This is a genomic window from Lactobacillus sp. UCMA15818, from assembly GCF_030400225.1.
In the GTDB taxonomy this organism is placed as follows: domain Bacteria; phylum Bacillota; class Bacilli; order Lactobacillales; family Lactobacillaceae; genus Liquorilactobacillus.
The window spans coordinates 1-1,398 of sequence record NZ_VJYB01000036.1 but is presented as its reverse complement, the minus strand read 5'-3'; the positions used below and the strand labels follow the sequence as shown (position 1 = coordinate 1,398).

2 protein-coding genes are annotated in these 1,398 nt (G+C 36.2%); both read left to right on the top strand.

Going from position 1 to position 1,398, the window contains the following annotated elements; all coding sequences use genetic code 11:
* Nucleotides 1-458, top strand: a 458-nt coding sequence (locus FFX44_RS12555) for a helix-turn-helix domain-containing protein (protein ID WP_289981772.1), incomplete at its 5' end; no start/stop codon positions are given.
* The gene (locus FFX44_RS12550) at nt 422-1,321 is read left to right on the top strand and encodes an IS3 family transposase (RefSeq protein ID WP_354669260.1); all 900 of its coding nucleotides are present in this window, start codon (nt 422-424) and stop codon (nt 1,319-1,321) included. The genes FFX44_RS12555 and FFX44_RS12550, both read left to right, overlap by 37 nt.
* Nucleotides 1,322-1,398 lie beyond the last annotated feature (77 nt).

Below are 1,398 nucleotides of genomic sequence, written 5' to 3'. Positions count from 1 at the left end.
CATTACACACACTGTGTTTGAAGTATAAGATGCCAAGTGATACACCGTTAGTAATTTGGGTGTCGCGTTATAAAGCCTTTGGCCCCGCCGGACTTAAACAGCTTAAACGACGTCGCTATTCTAATGACTTCAAGGTAGCGGTTATTACCTATTACTTGAACCACTCTACCAGTATTCAAAAAACAGCCATACACTTTGATATCAGCCACACAGTCGTTTATAATTGGCTTAAATTAATGCGACAATTTGGAATTAAAGCCGTAATTTTATCTAAGATAGGACGACCCAAGATGGTTAAGAAAAAAGAAGAAACATCCAAGAAAAGTACTGAACAACAGCTAATTGAGCGGCAACAAAAACAAATCAAACATTTAGAACAGGAACTTTCCTATACTAAAATTGAAAATGTTTATCTAAAAAAATTGGATGCCGTAATTCGAAACAAGAAACAGAATTAAAAGTCAAAATAATTAACGAATTACGGCGCAATTATCCCTTTGTTACGCTCTTAAAAGTTGCGGGACTTGCACGTTCAACGTATTACTATCATTTAGCTTGTCTAAAACGTCCTGATAAATATCGTCAGATTAAACAAATTATTCGGCAAGAATTTGTCCGCTCTCACCAAACTTATGGTTATCGTCGCATAGGACTTGTTTTAAAAAAGCACCATGTTAAGCTTTGTCTGGAAACCATTCGTAAAATTATGTTTTCTATGGGTCTGAAGGTTACTCTTTTTTCAAAACATTCTGGGCGGTACAACTCATATCATGGTCATATTGGCCAGGTGGCACCTAATTTACTCAATCAACAATTCAAGGCCCAGAAACCATACACTGTTTTGCATACTGACGTCAGTCAATTTAAACTTACATGCGGAAAATGGGGGTATATCTCGACAGTTATTGATGAAGCCAGCAATGAAGTTTTAGCCGCTAAAGTTAGTTCAACACCCAATCGTGTTTTGATCGATCAAACTCTTGAAACTCTTATTAAAAAAATTCCCGCAACAACTAAGCCAATTCTACACTCTGATCAAGGGTGGCAATATCAAATGACCAATTATCAAGTTAAACTAAGACATCATCATTTCATTCAAAGCATGTCTCGTAAGGGAAATTGTTTAGACAATGCCCCAGTTGAAAGCTTTTTCAGTATGATTAAACGTGAATGTTTAAAGCGTGTTAGGATTACTTCTCTTAGTGAACTGAGCACGTTAGTGGAACATTATGTTGCTTGGTATAATACCCAGAGAATTTCACTTAAACGGCATGGATTAACTCCAGTCGAATATCGTAAACAGTATCTAGCTAACAATTAAAATAAACATGTCCAACTTTTTTAAGGCAGTACAAAGTCGGGAAAATTTGAGTACTAACTCGAAATTACGAACATAGC